This window comes from Beutenbergia cavernae DSM 12333 (assembly GCF_000023105.1).
In the GTDB taxonomy this organism is placed as follows: domain Bacteria; phylum Actinomycetota; class Actinomycetes; order Actinomycetales; family Beutenbergiaceae; genus Beutenbergia; species Beutenbergia cavernae.
In genome coordinates, this window is the sequence record NC_012669.1 from 811,201 (window position 1) to 827,631 (window position 16,431).

Below are 16,431 nucleotides of genomic sequence, written 5' to 3' on the forward strand. Positions count from 1 at the left end.
CGACCACGATGAGCACGATCGTCACGATCGACACCTTCGCACGCGTCGAGAGCGACACGATGATCCAGCGGATGATGCCGATCATCGGCGCCCTCGGCGTCTTCCATCACGACCGTGAGCTGGCGCCGCTCGAGCAGCAGCCGGTCATCCGGCAGAACCGCGACACGCTGTACTCGGTGGCCGTCGTCGACCTCGCCGGCGGCGCCGCGGCGCTCACGGTCCCCGACGTCGGCGGTCGGTACCTCTCGGTGATGGTCATCAACCAGGATCACTACATCAACCGGGTGTTTCACGACGCCGGGACGTACGAGCTCGCGCGGGACGAGTTCGGCACCGACTACGTCGTCGTCGCCGCGCGGATGCTGTTCGACCCCTCGGACGACTCGGACGTGGCCCAGGTGCACCGGCTCCAGGACGCCCTGACGCTGGAGACCGCCGCGCAGCGGCCGTTCGAGGCTCAAGCGGTCGACGACGTCAGCTACCGGGAGGTCCGTGAGGCGCTGCTCGTGCTCGGTCGGACGATGGGCGGGCTCGAGCGCAGCTTCGGGAGGGCCGAGGACGTCGATCCCGTGCGGCACCTCGTCGGCACAGCACTGGGCTGGGGCGGCCTGCCCGACGCCGAGGCGTCCTACCTCACGATCGAGCCCAGGCTGCCGGTCGGGCGGTACACGATGACGTTCGGCACCGACGTCCCCGCCGATGCGTTCTGGTCGCTCAGCGTGTACAACGCGGCCGGCTACTTCGAGCCCGGGCCCGCCGGCCTGACCAACGTCAACTCCGTGTTCGCGGTGCGGGGCGACGACGGCACGACCACCGTGCATCTCGGGGACTGGGGCGACGACGCGCCGAACCGGGTCGACCTGCCCGAGGGCTGGAACCTCCTGGTGCGGCTGTACCGTCCGCGGCTCGACGAGCTCGCGACCTGGTCGGCGCCCGAGATCGTCGGGGCCTGAGGAACCGGGTCTCGCGCGGACCTGCATGCGCCCGCTCGGCGTCCTAGGGTCGAGAGATGACCGACGCCGAGCGGACGCTGCTGTCCTCCGTCCCCACCCAGCTGTACATCGCGGGACAGTGGCGCGCGGCGTCGTCGTCGGCCACGTTCGACGTCCACGACCCGGCCACCGGCGACGTGATCGCCGCCGTGGCCGACGCGACGCCCGAGGACGGCGAGGCGGCGCTCGCCGCCGCGCACGAGGCGCAGGACGGCTGGGGCCGGACGCCGCCGCGCGAACGAGCGGAGCTGTTGCGCGCCGCGTTCGACGCCGTGACGGCCCGGGCGGACGACGTCGCGCTCCTCATGACGCTCGAGATGGGCAAGCCGCTCGACCAGTCGCGGGCGGAGGTCACGTACGGCGCGGAGTTCCTGCGCTGGTTCTCGGAGCAGGCGGCGCACATCGACGGCGGCTACCTGCGCGCGCCGAACGGCGCCAACCGGATCCTCGTGGTGAAGAAGCCCGTCGGCCCGTCGCTCCTGATCACGCCGTGGAACTTCCCGCTCGCGATGGCGACCCGGAAGATCGCGCCCGCGCTCGCGGCCGGCTGCACGGTCGTCATCAAGCCGGCCAGCCTCACGCCGCTCACGACCCACCTGTTCGTCAAGGTGCTCGACGACGTCGGCGTGCCGCCCGGCGTCGTCAACCTGATCTCGACGTCGCGATCCGGCGACGTCACGGGTCCGCTCATCGCCGACCCGCGCCTACGGAAGCTGTCGTTCACGGGGTCCACGGAGGTCGGGCGCTCGCTGCTCGCGGCGGCGAGCGAGCAGGTGCTGCGCACGTCGATGGAGCTCGGCGGCAACGCGCCGTTCCTCGTGTTCGACGACGCCGACCTCGAGGCCGCCGTGGACGGCGCCGTCGCCGCGAAGATGCGGAACATGGGGGAGGCGTGCACGGCGGCGAACCGGTTCCTCGTGCACGCCGCCGTCGCCGACGAGTTCGGACGGCGGCTCGCGGACCGGCTCGGCGCGCTGCGCCTCGGCCGGGGCACGGAGGACGGCGTCGACGTCGGCCCGCTCGTCGAGGAGAAGGCGCGCGACAAGGTGGACGAGCTGGTGACCGACGCGCGCGACGGCGGTGCTCAGGTGCTCACGGGCGGTGCGGTCCCCGGCGGGCCGGGCTGGTTCTACCCGCCCACGGTGCTGGCCGGTGTGCCCGAGGACGCGCGGCTGGTGCGGGAGGAGATCTTCGGGCCGGTCGCGCCGATCGTCACGTTCTCAGACGAGGACGACGCCGTCCGCCTCGCGAACGCCACGGAGTACGGCCTCGTCGCCTACGCCTACACGCGCGACGTCTCGCGGGCGCTGCGGCTGGCCGAGCGGATCGAGACCGGGATGCTCGGGATCAACGCCGGGGTGATCTCCGACGCCGCGGCGCCGTTCGGCGGGGTGAAGCAGTCGGGGATCGGGCGGGAGGGCGGCTCGGTCGGGATCGAGGAGTACCTCGAGACGACGTATGTCGGGATCGCCGACCCGTTCGGCCCTTGACCTTCGCGAGAGGAAGTCTGCGCCACCGCGAGAGGAAGTCTGCGCGACCGCGAGAGGAAGTCTGCGCGACCGCGAGAGGAAGTCTGCGCGACCGCGAGAGGAAGTCTGCGCGACCGCGAGAGGAAGTCTGCGCCACCGCGAGAGGAAGTCTGCGGCAGGCGCTCCGGATCGGCCCGGGTCACCCATGGCGTGTGATGCGGGAGACCACGAGCGGCGGTTCACTGGACTCGCAGCGGGGTGTCCCGTCCCAGCCAGGAGGAGCAAACCATGTCGATCGGTCCGGTCGAGTACGTTCTCATCGCGTTCCCCGGCAACCAGTTCAAGGGCGAGATCGTCCCGGCTCTCGCCGACCTCATCGACGCCGGGACCGTGCGCATCATCGACCTCGTGTTCCTCAAGAAGGACGCCGACGGGACGGTGACGACGTTCGAGTACGACGGGCTCGAGGACTCCGCAGCGTTCGCCGAGCTCCCCGGCGAGGCCGGCGGCTTCCTCGGCGAGGAGGACATCGCCGCAGCCGGTGACGCCCTCGAGCCGGACTTCTCCGCCGCCCTGCTCGTGTGGGAGGACGTGTGGGCAGCGCCGCTCGCCGAAGCCATCCGCGGCGCCGGTGGCGTCATCATCGGCGGCGAGCGCGTCCCGCACGAGATCGTGGAGGCCGCGCTCGAGGAGTTCGCGGCCCAGTCCTGACCGCCCCGTACGACGAGACAGAGGAGAACACCATGCTCAGACGAGGGATTGGCCGTCCGATCGGCCGCGGACTCGTCGGGACGATGGCGCGTACCGCCGTCATCGCCGGCACGGCGACGGCCGTGTCCGGGGGCGTCGCGCGGCGCCAGGCGGGCCGCGCCCAGCAGGCGCAGCAGGCGCAGGCGTACGAGCAGGAGCAGCAGCAGGAGGCGATGGAGGCCCAGGCGCAGCAGGCGGCGGCCCAGCAGGCCTACGCCGCGCCACCGCCCCCGCCCGCAGGCGGCACCGACGTCGTCAGCCAGCTCACCCAACTGGCCGCCCTCCGTGATCAGGGGGTGCTCACGGAGGCGGAGTTCGAGGCGCAGAAGGCCAGGATCCTCGCCTCCTGACCTTCGCGAGAGGAAGTTTGCGCGTTCGCGAGAGGAACTCTGCGGCACCGCGAGAGGAACCCTGCACAGGGGCCGCTCCCGGACCGCGAACATCCTCTCGCGGATGCGCAAACTTCCTCTCGCGAAGGGTGGCCTCATGTGAGCTCGACGTCGATCCGCCGGGCGCCGGGTCCCTCCTGGCCGAGCTCGTCGGCGCGGTTGGCGAGGGCGCAGCTGCCGAGCGAGAGGCAGCCGCAGCCGATGCAGTCGGTGAGGTCGTCGCGCAGCCGCTGGAGCTGCTCGATGCGTGCGTCCAGGTCCGATCGCCAGTGCCGCGACAGTCGCTCCCAGTCGCGCTTCGTCGGTGCGCGGTCCTCCGGGAGGTCCGCGAGAGCTTCGGCGATGCGGGCGAGCGAGAGGCCGACGCGCTGCGAGATGCGGATGAACGCCACGCGCCGCAGGGTGGACCGGTGGTAGCGCCGCTGGTTCCCCGCGGTGCGCTCGGCGTGGATGAGGCCTCGGGACTCGTAGAAGTGCAGGGCGGAGACGGCGACGCCGGAGCGCCGCGACAGCTCACCGACACTGATGTCGTGGTGCCGCAGCTCCCGGTGGCGCGCGACGGCGTCGTCCTCCGGCACGTCCGTCCCCTCCCACGTCTCGCGGCAGGGCGGACCTTGTCCGTCCGGCCCTCGGACCGCCTTGACCTCAACCTCGGTCGAGGTCCCAGAGTAGCGAGGTGACCCGGACGACCGAACCGCTCGGCGACGCTGTCGCCCCACCTCCCGCCGAGACCGCCCCGCGACCCGAGATCCCGCACCGGGTGGTGCTGGCCGGCATGGTCGCGCTCATCAGCCTCGCCGCGTTCGAGGCGCTGGGCACGACGACGGCGATGCCCGCCGTCGCCGCCGCGCTCGACGGTCTCGGGATGTACGCCGTCGCGTTCGCGACGTCGCTCGCCACGAGCATCGTCGGGATGACGCTCGCCGGCGGATGGGCCGACCGGCGCGGCCCGAACCCACCGCTGATCGCCGGCGTCACGACGTTCGTGGCCGGCCTCGTCGTCGCCGGCTCGGCGCACCAGATGGTGGTCGTGGTCGCCGGGCGCGCCCTGCAGGGGATCGGCACGGGCCTGTTCATCGTGGCGCTGTACGTGCTGGTCGCGCGGGTGTTCGCCCCGGAGCAGCGCCCCAAGGTCTTCGCGGCGTTCGCGGCCGCCTGGGTGGTGCCGTCGATCGTGGGGCCGGCGCTGGCGGGGCTCGTCGTCGACCACATCGGCTGGCGCTGGGTGTTCCTCGGAGCCGCGGTGCTCGTGGTGCCGACCCTCGCGCTGCTCGCGCCTGGCCTGCGTGCGGCGTCGCGCGGATCGCAGGATGCGGCCGACGACGCCGCAGCGCCCGGCGACGCGCTGGCCGCCACGCGCCGGGTGTGGTGGGCGGTGGGCGTCGCGGCCGGTCTGGCCGTCACGAACCTCGCCGGCGCGCGCATCGCGGGCGACGGCCCGGCGGGCCACGGCGACGCCGAGCTCCCCGCGGCCGGCGGGCTGGACGTCGCGCCGCTCGACGTGGTCCTGGCCGTCGTCGGGCTCGTCGTGGTGCTCGTGTGCGCCGTCCCGCTCGTCCCGCGGGGGACGCTCCGCGCCGCGCCGGGCCTGCCGAGTGTGATGGTGACCCGGGCGAGCGCGAGCGGCGCGTTCTCCGGCACCGAGGCGTTCCTCCCGCTCCTGCTCATCACCCAGCGCGGTCTGACGCCGGCGCTGGCGGGCATCATCCTCACGGTCGGCGGCGTGTCGTGGTCGACGGCGGCGTGGTTGCGCGGGCGGGACCGGCTCTCGTCGCGGGACTGCCTCCGCTACGGCGGCCTCTCGATCGCCGTCGGCATCGGCGTCGCGGGACTGTTGCTCGTGCCGGCGATCCCGGTGGCCGTCGGCATGGTGGGCTGGGCGCTCGTCGGCTTCGGGATGGGACTTGCGCACCCGACGACGTCGCTGCGCACCCTGGAGCTGTCGCCCGTGGCGGATCAGGGTCGCAACAGCGCGGCCGTGCAGGTCAGCGACGCCCTCGGAGGGGCGCTCCTGCTCACGACCGTCGGGACGGCGACGACGGCGCTGCTCGGCGTGATCGGCTCCGGTGCGTTCGTGCTCGCGATGGCGGCGAGCGGGCTGCTCGGTGTGGCCGTCGCGGTGCTGGCCACCCGCGCCGGTGGGGTGCCCTCGCCTGCCGCCCGGACATTGGACGCTTCCGCGAGCCACTGAGCTTCGGCCCCGGCCCGGTCGGGGGCGCCGGCGCCCCTTGGCGCCGAACCTCGCACTTCGCGTCGAACCTCGCACCCCAGGGTGCGAGGTTCGACGCGAAGGACGAGGTTCGGCGTGGGGTGGGCGGGGCGAGGGGTGGGCGGGCGCTCGCAGGGGTCGGCGCGGGGTGGCGTGGCGGGTTGTCCCCAGGTCGGCCGATCGGTGCTCGCGGCGGCAGTCATCCACACGCCCGCAGTCCCTGGCGGGCCTGGGGCTGCACGCTCCACGGGTGGCAACCGTCCTGACGTCCGGCGCCCGCGCGGTGACCCCGCCCGTGCCGCGCACGCTTCCCGCGCTCGTCCGACCGGGTGAGCTGGCGCGACCGGCGCTCCGCTCCGAGGTGGCGGCGGGGCGCCTCGCAGCCGTCGGCCGCTCCGCCTGCGTCGTCGTCGATCCGCAGCTGCCCGTGTGGCAACGCCGTGAGCGCCTCCACCTCGCGCGAGTGCGGGCCGACCACGAGGCCCTGACGGGCGAGCACCACTTCGCGAGGGAGTCGGCAGCGCTCCTGTACGGGTGGCCCGTCTGGCGCTGTCCCGATGCTCCGATCATCCTCCGAACCTCGTCCCCCGGAGCCCGGGCCGCCTCGGGGCGCCGGTGGAGCTACGCGGCCCTCGACGTCGACGACGGCTTCGTCCACACCGCGCGGTGCGAGCATCCCGACTGCGAGGGCCACGACCTCCCGGTGACGGCTCGCGCGCGTACGGCCGCGGACTGCGCCCGCCTCCTCCGCCCTCTGGATGCGCTCGTCGTCGTGGACGGGGCGCTGCGCGACGGCGTCCAGGCGAACGACCTCCTCGCACGCGTGGCGGCGATGCGCGGAGCCCGCGGCGTCCGGCAGGCGCGAGCCCTCATACCGTTCGCGGACGCCCTCGCCGAGAGCGCCGGAGAGAGCTGGGTGCGCTGGCTCGCCGTCGCCCACGGGCTTCCCCGCCCCCACCTCCAGCAGCCCGTCGACACCGCGACCGGGACGTTCTGGTTGGACGGGTACTGGCCGCAGGTGCGCGTCGGGTGGGAGTACGACGGCCTCGCCAAGTACGGCAGCTCCGAGGATGCGGTCCGGCGGTCGCTCCTCGCCGAGAAGAGACGGAGCGTGGCCGTCGGCGACGCTCGGATCACGCTCCTGCACTTCGACACGACCGACGTCGCGGCCCCCCGGCGCGCCGTCGAGCGCCTGCGCGCGGCGATCCCGAGCGAGCACTGGGGACCGCCGATCCCGGCGCTCGGCCCCATGCGGGCCCACTGACCGCGCCGAACCTCGCACTTCACGTCGAACCTCGCACCCTGGGGTACGAGGTTCGACGTGGAGTGCGAGGTTCGCCGAGAGAGGCTGCTGGAGTGAGGGACGGGCGTGGTGGTGGGGTGCGGGCTGGGGGCGGGCGCGGCCCGGGGGTGCGGCGTGCGGCGGGCGCGGGGGCGCGGTGATGCGGTGCGGGTGCAGGCCCGCGGCGGAAGGAGCAGTCAGGCCGGCTGGGGCGGGTCCTCGCCGACCAGCCCGTCGATCGCCTCGCGGAACAGGTCCGCGTGGCCGACGTGCCGGGCGTACTCCTCGTGCATGTCGACGAGGTAGCGCCGCACGTTCGGCGGCTCACCGCCGGACATGGTGAACTTCCAGCGCGCGTCCAGCCCGCCGTCGGCCACCACCGCCGCGAGCGCGGTGCGCGCACCGGCAACGGCCCCGTGCCACAGCGCGTACAGCTCCTCGGGCGAGTCGTCGGCGGCGCTCTCCCAGTCCCAACCGGGGTTCGCGTCCCAGTCGACGCTCTCCCACGGCTCGCCCGGCGAGCGTCCCGTGAGCGCCTCCGCCGCGTGGAGCGACTCGATGAAGGCGAGGTGCTTGAGCAGCCCGCCGAGCGTCATCGTCGACGGCGGGAAGGGTCGCCGGAGCGCGGCGGCGTCGAGCCCGCCGGTCTTCCACGCGAACTGCGCCCGTGTGCGGTCCAGCCCGAAGACGAGCGTCTCCGTCTCCCCGGCGGTCAGCTCTGGCTCGTGGATCCGCGTGTCGTCAGTGGTTCCGGCCGCCGCAGCGCCGGAGGTCGCCTCGTGCGTCATGGTCGTCGTCCCTTCGCTCGTTCCCGCTCGGATGGTGCGGTGGCGACGCTAGGACCACTTCCGGACGATGCACGTCCGGAAAGGACGGCGGCCGCGCGGGACCGGACGAACCCGACGCCCGACGGCCCGGGGGCCCCGACTCTCGCGGTCTTCAGATGATCTTCGGGAACATGGCGAGCAGCACGATGCCGGCGACAGCGAGCGTCCCGGCCCCGATCAGCAGCGCCCACCGGGTCCCGGGCGCGCGGGGTCGCTCCGCGATCGCGGCGAAGAAGAGCACGAGCGCGAAGAGGACGGTGAGCAGCGTGTAGTCGTCGCCGCGCTGGTTGTTGCGCAGGGCCTCGTCGAAGAGCCCGTCCGCCCGTTCGTCAGCTGCCGCGGCTTCCGCCTCGCCCGGGGGGACGTACTCCTCGAGCGCGAACGGGCTCGGCGCGGCGTCCGGGTTCTGCAGCGGCCGCTCGGCGATCCACAGGTCGAACGCCTCGGCGAAGTGGGGGGTGAACCGGGACTCGACGAACTCGAGGAGCTGGGTGTCGTCCTGGGCGTACGCCTCGAGCCAGAGGCTGAAGGTCTGGAGGTCCACGTCGCGGGCGGCGTTGGCGTCGTCGGCGTACCTCGCGGCCTCGATGCGGGCCGTGGAGGCACGCGAGAACGCGATGGACATCTCGCCGCCCCACTTGCTCGACTCGAACCCGCTCCAGGCGGTCAGCACCGCGGTGACGGCGAGCAGGACGACGGCGACGACGTCCCGGACGCGCGCCCACCGGTCGGGCGTCTCCGGGAGGGCGTCAGGGCGGGCACTGGCGGCGCGTCGGAGTCGTCCCACGCGCGACACGCTAGAGGCGGCCCGCGAGGTACGCGCGCGCAGCGCTGCCCGAGGAGCAGATTCTCGCCTCGGGCTCGTGGTCGGGAGGTCCGGGGTCGTGCCCTCCCGACGCCGCGGATTAGGGTTGCTACCGGACGATGTACGTCCGAAAGGGGTCCGGTCATGCGAGGCGAGACGAGCCCCACGGCGCGGGCGCTCCTGGCGCTCGAGCTCATCCAGGGCGAGCCGGGCACGACGGCGGAGCGGCTCGCCGGCCGCCTCGGCGTGTCGGAACGCGCGGCCCGGCGCTACGTCGGGATCCTGCGCGAGGCCGGGATCCCGGTGGTGTCGGAGCGGGGACGGTACGGCGGCTACCGGATCGGCCGCGGGTTCCGCCTCCCGCCCCTGACGTTCACCGACGCCGAGGCCCTCGGGCTCGTGATGGCTGTGCTCGACGGCCACCACGACGCCGCCGACCCCACCGATCCCGTCGGGAGCGCGCTGGGCAAGATCATGCGCGCGCTGCCCGAACCGGTGGCCGCCCACGCGGAGGCGGTGCGCCGCACGGCCTCCGCTGCGCCCGACCGCGCGGCGGCGAGGCCGGATCCGGGCACGACGACGGCGCTCGTCCAGGCGTGCTCCAGCCACCGCCGTATCGGCCTAGCGTACCGCTCCGAGGCGGGGTCGGAGTGGACCGTCGACGTGGAGCCGTGGGCAGTCGTCGTCCGCCACGGGCGCTGGTACCTGCTGTGCTGGTCGCTCCGTGCCGCCGCTCGCCGCGCCTACCGCGTGGACCGCGTGCTGGGCGTCACGCTCCTCGACGAGACGTTCGACGCCCCCGCGCCGTTCGATCCCGTCGCGCTGCTCGAGGAGCACCTGGCGGCGGGCTGGGAGTACGACGTCGACGTCGTCGTGGAGGCGTCGGCCGATGTCGTCCGTGCCTGCCTTCCGCGCCCGCTGGGTGCCGTCGAACCGCTCGGCCCCGACCGGTCGCACGTCATCGGCAGCACGAGCAACCCGGTGTGGTGCGCCGAGCAGCTCGCCGTGCTCCCGGCTCCGTACCGCATCGTGGGCGGGCCGGAGTTGCGGTCCTGCGCGCGGGACCTCGGCGAGCGGATGGTGGCCGCGAGCGGGCCGCGCGTGCTCCGCGGCGGTCCGGCCGAGGCCTAGGGCAGCACGATCGCGAAGCCCGGATCCGTCTCGTCCAGCGTGCCGAGCACCCGGGTCCACGCCTCGCCGTCGCCGGTGAGCTGCAGCGAGCCGTCGGCCACCAGCTCGGGGATCGACGACGGCGCGAGCAGCGCCCGGAGGAACGTCGCCTTGTCGGTCGTGAACGTCGCCTCCGGCGACTCCTCGTCGTCCTCGCGGGGGACGTCGTGCACCAGGACGCCGTTCGCGAGCCGCACGCGGAACCGCGTCCCGTCCACGACCCAGTCGACGCACGCGGCGACGTCCCAGCTTCGCGGCCCGTCGACGCGGATCGCGATCGAGTCGAGCGCCTGCGCAGGCGTGAGGGCGCCGAGGAGGTCCGGCGACGCCGTCTGCGTGGGCGTGCCGAAGGAGCCGTGCCGCAGCTCCTCGGCCCCGGAGAGGAAGAAGTTGCGCCACGTCCCGTTCTCGGAGCCGTACCCGAGCTGGGTGTACGCCGCCGCCTGCAGCTCACGCGCCGCGGCGTGGTCAGGATCCGCGAAGAGCACGTGGTTGAGGACCGTCACGACCCACCGCAGGTCGCCGTCGTCGAAGGAGTCGCGCGCCTTCGCGACCACCGCGTCAGCGCCGCCCATGAACGCGACGTAGCGGGTGGCCTCCTCGACCGGCGGGTGCTCCCACAGGTGGGCGGGGTTGCCGTCGAACCAGCCCATGTACCGCTGGTAGATCGCCTTGACGTTGTGGCTGACGCTGCCGTAGTAGCCGCGCGCGTGCCACGCGTGCTCGAGCGCCGGTGGCAGCTGGATGCGCTCGGCGATCTCCCGACCGACGTAGCCCTGGTTGATCATGCGCAGCGTCTGGTCGTGGAGGTACGCGTACAGGTCGCGCTGCTGGGACAGGAACTCCGTGAGGTCCTCGCGGCCCCACGTCGGCCAGTGGTGGGATGCGAAGACGACGTCGGCACGGTGGGCGAAGAGCCGGATCGCTTCCGTCAGATAGACCGCCCACACGTGCGGGTCGCGCACCAGCGCGCCACGCAGCGTCAGGGTGTTGTGGAGAGTGTGGGTCGCGTTCTCCGCCATGCAGAGCGCGTTGAGGTCCGGGAAGAGGAAGTTCATCTCGCTGGGCGCCTCGGTGCCGGGCGTCAGCTGGAACTCCATGGTGACGCCGTCGACCACCTCGCGCTGCCCGGTCCGGGTGACGTCCACGGTGGGGACGATGAGCGACACGGTGCCCGTGCTCGTCGTCTGGCCGAGCCCGGCGCCCACCTGGCCCGCGGCGCCCTTCTCGAGGGCCGCGCCGTACATGTACCCCGCCCTCCGCGCCATCGCCGTCCCGGCGTACACGTTCTCCGCGATCGCGTGCTCGAGGAAGCCCGCCGGCGCGAGGACGACGCATCGACCGGCGTCGACGTCCTCCTGCGTCGTGACGCCCTTGACGCCGCCGAAGTGGTCGACGTGGGAGTGCGTGTACACGACTCCAGTCACGGGCCGGTCCCCGCGGTGCTCCCGGTACAGCGCGAGCGCCGCGGCGGCCGTCTCGACCGAGATGAGGGGATCGATGACGACGACGCCCCGGTCGCCCTCCACGAACGTCACGTTCGACAGGTCGAGGCCCCGCACCTGGTAGATCCCCGGCACGACCTGGAACAGGCCGGACGTGGTCACCAGACCGCTCTGCCGCCACAGGCTCGGGTGCACGGTGCCCGGGTTCTTGCCGTCGAGGAACGCGTAGCCGCCGACGTCCCAGACCTCCCTGCCGTCGGACGTGCGCACCGCGTCCGGCGAGAGCGGCGCGAGAAGCCCGCGACCGGTGGCCGCGTGATCCCGGTCGTCGCTGAACGGGAGGGTCCGGGCGGCCTCGGCGTGCGCGGAGGCGACGGCGGCGCTGACGGGGTCGGTCATGGTGACTCCTCGGGTGCAGGTGCGGGTGCGGGTGCGGGTGCTGGTGCGGGTGACGGGCAGGGCAGGGAACGGACGGTCAGGCCGGCAGGAACCCGCGGCTCGCCGCGAGACGGACCGCCTCCCGGCGGTTGCGCGCCCCGAGCTTGCGGTAGACGGCGCGCTGGTGCGTCTTCACGGTGTTGACGCTCACGAACAGGGAGCGAGCGATCTCCGCCGCGGTCAGGGACGACCGCAGGCCGTCGAGGATCTCCAGCTCCCGGTCCGTGAGCTCCCAGTGGGACCGGCGGTGCGGAGCGCCGTCCGCGGCGGGGGTGCCCAGGAGGCCGGTGAGGAAGTCCCGATGGTCCGTGCCGGCGTGGACGAGCGCCTCCAGGTACGGGCGCAGGTCGGGCAGCCGCTCGAGGTACGGGCGCGTGAACCGGGACGGCGCCGCCACGTGGAGGCCGGCGACGATCTGCGGCAGCGGGTCCCCGCCGTCGGCGGCGTCGAGCAACGCGCCGGTGAGCTCGGCCGCGACGCGGACGTGTGCCCGCACGGGAACGGCCCGCAGGCTGGCCAGGACGTTCCTCGCCCGCTCCGCCCGGCCGGCCACCCGGAAGACCTCGGCCTGCCACACCACGGCGAAGGGCATGCACGGCGAGCGTCCGATCAGATCCGCCTCGCGGACGGCGGAGGCGACGTCGCCGGCCGCTTCCGCGGTCTTCAGGCGGAGCAGGGCATGCATGGCCTCGAGCGGCAGGCTCGCCAGGCCCTGACTGATCCCCTGCGCGGCGGCCGCCGCGCCGCCCGCGTCCCCTGTCGCGATCGACGCGAGGGCTCCGTACAGCGAGCCGAGGCTCGCGACCGCCTCGTCGTCACCCCGGGCGCGCGTGACGAGCGTGAAGTGCCGCTGCGCGACGTCGAACTCGTCCCGCCAGTACGCGAAGACGCCGGCCTCGAGCCGGAGCAGCGCCAGACGGGCGTCCTGCGCCCACCCCGAGATCTCCGCCCGCTCGAGGACGTCGGTGATCGCCTGCTCGGCGAGCACCGGTTCGGCGGCATCCACCAACGCGGAGGCCCGTTCGGCCCGGCTCGCGAGTGCGACGCCGTCGAGTCCGTGGCGCTCCGCGAGAGAGACCGCCTCGTCCAGCAGGTGGAGCGCTCCCCGGGGATCCTGCTGGCGGCGGGTGGCCCGCCGTCCGAGGTGGTACAGCAGGCCGGCCCGGACGGCGGGGTGCAGCGCCGCCGGCGACGCGAGGAGCCGTTCCGCGGCGTCGGGAGCCGACGACGGACCCGCGACGAACGTCTCGAGCATCGCGACGGCGAGCGCGTGGGAGCCGTCGGCGTCGCCCGCGTCGTGGTCAGCCAGCTGCGCGCGGGCGCGCTCGAGGAGCGACGCGGCCTCGTCACGTCGACCGGACATGCGCGCGGCGACCGACCGGATCGCGACGACGCGCGCGTCGTCCCGCGCCGTGGGCGGGAGGGCCTCGCACAGCTCGAGCAGCTCGGCCGCCCCGCCGTTCAGCAGCGCCTCGAGCGCGCCCTCGACGAGCAGGTCGACCGCAGCACCGCTGTCTCCGGCGGCGAGTGCGTGCGGCACGGACTCGGGCAGATGGCGCGCTCCCCAGAATCGCGCGGCGCGCCCGTGCAGGTCCCGGGCCAGTGCCGGGTCCTCGTGCTCGAGGCGGCTGCGGCACCAGGAGGCGAACAGGTCGTGCCAGCGGTACACGTCCTCGCCGTCGCGCCGCCCGAGGGGCGTGAGGAACAGTCCGCGGCGGAGCGTGGCGGCGAGGAGCCGCGCGCCGTCGTCGCCCGTCAGAGCGATGGCGAGGGAGGCGGTGATGACGGTGCTCGTGGTCGCCCGGCGCACGAAGGCGGCGACCGCCCGCGGGAGCGCACCGAGCACCTCGTCGTGCAGGTAGGCGCCGAACGCCTCGTCGTGTGCGGCGACGGCGCGGGCGGGGGTCGTGGCCGGGGTGGCCGGGGTGCCGCGACGTTCCGCGGCGTCCCGGTCAGGTCGATCGATCAGCGACATCCGGACCGCCGCTGGCCAGCCACGCGTCTCGTCGTGCAGCGAGACAGCCTGCGCCTGCGTGAGACCCGGGGGGTAGGACCCGGACAGCGTCACGATCTCCTCGGCCGTGAACCCGAGGTCCGCGCCGGTGACGGTGGCGTCCAGGTCCAGCCCGTCGAGGTGGGACGCGTCCCGGCTGAGGAGCAGCACGTTCGTGGTCGGTAGGCCCGCGCTCAGCACCGCGCGGACCACGGGTCTCGCGACACCAGGCGGGACGTGATGGACGTCGTCGACCACGAGGACGAGCGGGCGTCGGAGGTCGTCGAGCGCCTCGAGCACGCCGTCGAGCAGGTCGATCGCGTCCTCTGGGTCGCGAGGGTGGACGCCGGGGCGCAGCACCGCGGCCAGCGGGGCGGGCAGCTCGTCGTCGGCGAGGGCAGTGGCGATCGCGGCGAGCACGCCCCGGTACAGGCGCCGCGGGTCGGCGTCGTACGGGTCGAGCGACAGCCACGCGACGTCGGACCGGTCCGCCGCCCAGGCGGCGGCGGCCGTGGACTTCCCGAAGCCCGCGGGCGCCGCGACGTGCGAGACCGGACGGGAGGCGACGGCGTCGTCGAGCATGGCCGAGAGTCGGGGCCGGGCGATCGTCGCCTCGCCGCGGCGAGGCACCGTGACCTTGTACCGCGGCACGACCGGGCGCGGGACGTCGAGAAGGGTCACGCCTGGCACGCTAGGGCCGGCCCACCCCTCCGGCCACTCGAGGGCGTCCACGCCTGTCGGCGCTCCTGACACGTTCAGTCGAGCATGAGGCCCGAGGCGGTCGGGACGGCACGCGACGCGACGGCCTGCGCGCGCAGCCGCACCGTCGCCGCTGCCTGTCGCGCCACGATCGGGCTGGATGCCGGCACGTCCCGCAGCAGGTCCGCGAGTGCGAGCTGCGCGTGCTGCACGTCCTTGAGCGCGTGGACGGCTTCGGGTCCGCCGTGCTCCCGAGCACGCGCCCGCGCCGCGTGGCGCGCCGACCGGCTCGTGAGGTCGTGCACGTCGGACGGCGACACGACGTCGGCAGGCACGCCGCGGAACGCCGTCGTGAGCCACTCGTACTCGGTGCGTGCCGCCGCGCGGTACGCGAGCACGAACGCGACGATCATGAGGCCGTACTTGATCGGGATCACGAGGATCGACTGCCAGCCCTCGAGGCCGAACGTCACGGGCGAGTCCCACAGCGAGTGCAGGATCCACGCGACCGCCCACATCCCGAACGCGGTCCCGACGCGCTTCCCGGCCGTCAGCCCCGGCTTCCCGAGGGCGACCGCCATCCCGTACCCGGCGCACCCCGCGAAGATCGCGTGCCCGCCGAAGCCGACGACGATCCGCAGCACCGACGTGCCCAGGGCCGAGGTGACGTCCGAGTTCGGGTCGGCGACGGCGGTCTGCACGGCATAGAGCACGTTCTCGACGACCTCGAACCCGACGCCGCACACCGCGCCGAGGATCAGTCCGTCGATCGGCCGCGGGCGGATGCGCCGGACGAGGTAGAGGACGACGACGACGCCGAGCAGCTTGGCGGTCTCCTCGTCGGTGGGCGCGGCGAGCGCGGCGGCCCAGCTGCCGAGACCGATGCGGTCGTAGACGGCGATCATGTTGTCGTTCGCGACGACGGCGAGCGTGGTCGCCGTCAGGCCTCCCCACGCGAAGACCGCGACGTACGCAGCGGTCGGTGGGGCGCCGGCGACGTCGAGCTTGCTGATGATCCACAGCAGCAGCGCCGCGAGCAGGATCGCGAACACGACGCCGATGCCGAACGCCTGCGGAGCCAGGAGCGCGTAGGAGATGTTCATCAGCAGGTAGCCCGCCACGCCGACGACCAGGAGCACGAGGAAGAGCCACCACATGAGCTGGCGGACGTCGCGCAGCCGCCCGGTCGGGCGCACCGGCTCGGGACGGAACGTCGTGGTGCTCATCGGTCGCGATCCTCCTGCGCTCGTTCCTCGCTCCGGAGTCCTCGCTCGGTGCTCATCGGACCTGCACCCCCTCGACCAGCGCGTCGTACGCGTCCTGCTGGCGATCCAGGTCGCCGTGCGCGGCGATCCCGAAGATCGAGGCGGCGTCACCGCCGTCGGACACGAGCACGGTCACGAACGCGTCGTCCGCCCCGGAGCCGGTGACGCGCCCGCTGACCACCTGACCGCCGTCGGCGTCCTGCACGCTGACGTCCTCGGCCGTGCCAGGGATGCCCTCGAGCGCGAGGAGACGCACCTGGCGGTCGAAGTACGTGCGGGCGTCGTCGACGCCGCTGGCGGCGGAGACTGTCGCGTTCATGCCGGTGCGCACGAGCGTCAGCCCGGAGCTGAACCCACGGGAGGACCCCTCGCCGACACTCGACCAGCCGTCGGGCACCGTGACGCGCACCGTCGTCGAGCCGTCCGTCACCCGCAGCACGGAGCCGGACTGGACCTGCTCCACCGGCGTCGGCCCGAGCGAGGCGTGCAGGGCGATCGGGATCACGAGGAGCAGGACGACGACGAGGACGACGACGCCCGCGGCCCGGCTCCCGGTGCGTTCGATGCCGAGGCGGTTCAGTCCGCGGTCGCGCAGGAGCGGCGCATCCGACGCGGTCCCCGCCGCCGGCTCGGTGGCCGGAGGTGCCATGGCTGCCATGGGACACAGCGTGGGTGCTGGGACGGGGCCCGCGCATCGC

14 protein-coding genes are annotated in these 16,431 nt (G+C 73.8%); 7 read left to right on the top strand and 7 right to left on the bottom strand.

What is annotated here, in order from left to right; translation table 11 throughout:
• Positions 1-8: 8 nt before the first annotated feature.
• From BCAV_RS03685 to BCAV_RS03700, 4 genes are all read left to right on the top strand, one after another.
• Entirely contained in the window at positions 9-953 is a 945-nt protein-coding gene (locus BCAV_RS03685) for a DUF1254 domain-containing protein (protein ID WP_012725775.1), read from the top strand.
• A 56-nt stretch (positions 954-1,009) separates the two neighbouring features.
• On the top strand, positions 1,010-2,482 hold the full coding sequence (locus tag BCAV_RS03690) for an NAD-dependent succinate-semialdehyde dehydrogenase (protein ID WP_012725776.1): 1,473 nt from the start codon (positions 1,010-1,012) through the stop codon (positions 2,480-2,482).
• A gap of 267 nt (positions 2,483-2,749) precedes the next feature.
• Complete coding sequence (locus BCAV_RS03695) at positions 2,750-3,172, top strand: DUF6325 family protein (RefSeq protein WP_012725777.1); 423 nt, start codon at positions 2,750-2,752, stop codon at positions 3,170-3,172.
• Positions 3,173-3,204: 32 nt separating this feature from the next.
• Positions 3,205-3,561 carry an SHOCT domain-containing protein gene (locus BCAV_RS03700; protein WP_012725778.1) on the top strand — a complete coding sequence of 119 codons (357 nt, stop codon included), beginning with the start codon at positions 3,205-3,207 and terminating at the stop codon, positions 3,559-3,561.
• Between the two features lie 134 nt (positions 3,562-3,695).
• Here BCAV_RS03700 and soxR read toward each other — a convergent pair whose 3' ends face one another.
• A complete protein-coding gene (gene soxR, locus BCAV_RS03705) occupies positions 3,696-4,178 on the bottom strand; it encodes a redox-sensitive transcriptional activator SoxR (protein ID WP_012725779.1) in 483 nt (160 codons plus the stop codon).
• 98 nt (positions 4,179-4,276) lie between these two features.
• Between soxR and BCAV_RS03710 the strand changes: the two genes are divergently transcribed.
• Both BCAV_RS03710 and BCAV_RS21380 read left to right on the top strand, forming a co-directional pair.
• A complete protein-coding gene (locus tag BCAV_RS03710) occupies positions 4,277-5,791 on the top strand; it encodes an MFS transporter (RefSeq protein WP_012725780.1) in 1,515 nt (504 codons plus the stop codon).
• 268 nt (positions 5,792-6,059) lie between these two features.
• On the top strand, positions 6,060-7,073 hold the full coding sequence (locus tag BCAV_RS21380; protein ID WP_012725781.1) for a hypothetical protein: 1,014 nt from the start codon (positions 6,060-6,062) through the stop codon (positions 7,071-7,073).
• 215 nt (positions 7,074-7,288) lie between these two features.
• Here the strand turns inward: BCAV_RS21380 and BCAV_RS03720 are convergent, their stop codons facing one another.
• Positions 7,289-7,879, bottom strand: a complete 591-nt coding sequence (locus tag BCAV_RS03720) for a mycothiol transferase (protein WP_012725782.1) — start codon at positions 7,877-7,879, stop codon at positions 7,289-7,291.
• Positions 7,880-8,030: 151 nt separating this feature from the next.
• The gene (locus tag BCAV_RS03725; protein ID WP_187292845.1) at positions 8,031-8,705 is read right to left on the bottom strand and encodes a hypothetical protein; all 675 of its coding nucleotides are present in this window, start codon (positions 8,703-8,705) and stop codon (positions 8,031-8,033) included.
• A gap of 162 nt (positions 8,706-8,867) precedes the next feature.
• Between BCAV_RS03725 and BCAV_RS03730 the strand changes: the two genes are divergently transcribed.
• Positions 8,868-9,854: a helix-turn-helix transcriptional regulator gene (locus tag BCAV_RS03730; protein ID WP_012725784.1), complete on the top strand. Its 987-nt coding sequence runs from the start codon at positions 8,868-8,870 to the stop codon at positions 9,852-9,854.
• Here the strand turns inward: BCAV_RS03730 and BCAV_RS03735 are convergent.
• The 4 genes from BCAV_RS03735 to BCAV_RS03750 form a co-directional block, all read right to left on the bottom strand.
• Positions 9,851-11,737, bottom strand: a complete 1,887-nt coding sequence (locus BCAV_RS03735; RefSeq protein WP_012725785.1) for an alkyl/aryl-sulfatase — start codon at positions 11,735-11,737, stop codon at positions 9,851-9,853. The two genes, BCAV_RS03730 and BCAV_RS03735, sit on opposite strands and share 4 nt — an antisense overlap.
• A gap of 76 nt (positions 11,738-11,813) precedes the next feature.
• Positions 11,814-14,450, bottom strand: coding sequence for a winged helix-turn-helix domain-containing protein (locus BCAV_RS03740; protein ID WP_144016701.1), 2,637 nt, complete (start codon positions 14,448-14,450; stop codon positions 11,814-11,816).
• 74 nt (positions 14,451-14,524) lie between these two features.
• Positions 14,525-15,694, bottom strand: coding sequence for a PrsW family intramembrane metalloprotease (locus BCAV_RS03745; RefSeq protein WP_012725787.1), 1,170 nt, complete (start codon positions 15,692-15,694; stop codon positions 14,525-14,527).
• Between the two features lie 52 nt (positions 15,695-15,746).
• On the bottom strand, positions 15,747-16,391 hold the full coding sequence (locus tag BCAV_RS03750; RefSeq protein WP_012725788.1) for a hypothetical protein: 645 nt from the start codon (positions 16,389-16,391) through the stop codon (positions 15,747-15,749).
• Positions 16,392-16,431 lie beyond the last annotated feature (40 nt).

What these genes read in the sequence shown, in the direction of transcription:
- BCAV_RS03745 (WP_012725787.1), bottom strand. Translation starts at nt 15,694, where the DNA reads ATGAGCACCACGACGTTCCGTCCCGAGCCGGTGCGCCCGACCGGGCGG.
- BCAV_RS03720 (WP_012725782.1), bottom strand. Translation starts at nt 7,879, where the DNA reads ATGACGCACGAGGCGACCTCCGGCGCTGCGGCGGCCGGAACCACTGAC.
- BCAV_RS03695 (WP_012725777.1), top strand. Translation starts at nt 2,750, where the DNA reads ATGTCGATCGGTCCGGTCGAGTACGTTCTCATCGCGTTCCCCGGCAAC.
- BCAV_RS03735 (WP_012725785.1), bottom strand. Translation starts at nt 11,737, where the DNA reads ATGACCGACCCCGTCAGCGCCGCCGTCGCCTCCGCGCACGCCGAGGCC.
- BCAV_RS03750 (WP_012725788.1), bottom strand. Translation starts at nt 16,391, where the DNA reads ATGGCAGCCATGGCACCTCCGGCCACCGAGCCGGCGGCGGGGACCGCG.
- BCAV_RS03685 (WP_012725775.1), top strand. Translation starts at nt 9, where the DNA reads ATGAGCACGATCGTCACGATCGACACCTTCGCACGCGTCGAGAGCGAC.
- BCAV_RS03690 (WP_012725776.1), top strand. Translation starts at nt 1,010, where the DNA reads ATGACCGACGCCGAGCGGACGCTGCTGTCCTCCGTCCCCACCCAGCTG.
- BCAV_RS03730 (WP_012725784.1), top strand. Translation starts at nt 8,868, where the DNA reads ATGCGAGGCGAGACGAGCCCCACGGCGCGGGCGCTCCTGGCGCTCGAG.
- BCAV_RS03700 (WP_012725778.1), top strand. Translation starts at nt 3,205, where the DNA reads ATGCTCAGACGAGGGATTGGCCGTCCGATCGGCCGCGGACTCGTCGGG.